Genomic DNA, 351 nt, shown 5'->3' with positions numbered 1-351 from the left:
AATTTTTCTCGTAATATTAACCCGTGAAAAACGATCAGTCATTACTAGAACAACGCTATCCTTGCCATCTTTATGACCTTGAATAGTGTCTAGTTCCCAATGACCAATTTCGGACCGTTGGTCCGCAACCTGTGGACGTTGAGCAATGTTAGGTCCTAAGCACTTTTTGGCTTGTGGATGAGATTGATGGTGTTTACGTTTAGTTTTCTCAAAAAGGTCCAAGTTAGACGTACGGAATACACCATCATTAATCCACTGATACAAAGTCACAACAGACTTAGGGATCAGTGAATCATCACTCATCAAATCACGTGCCTTATAAATAGCTGCTTGAGGAGAGTAACGATGCTC

1 pseudogene is annotated in these 351 nt (G+C 40.7%); it reads right to left on the bottom strand.

The features are described 5' to 3' along the window. Nucleotides 1-351 (bottom strand): annotated as a pseudogene (locus tag QOS10_RS09570) (IS30 family transposase); the annotation flags it as partial.

The sequence above is a fragment of the Limosilactobacillus galli genome, from assembly GCF_947381495.1.
In the GTDB taxonomy this organism is placed as follows: Bacteria; Bacillota; Bacilli; order Lactobacillales; family Lactobacillaceae; genus Limosilactobacillus; species Limosilactobacillus galli.
Note: the sequence above shows the minus strand (reverse complement) of the source record. Positions and strands in the feature narration are given on the sequence as shown.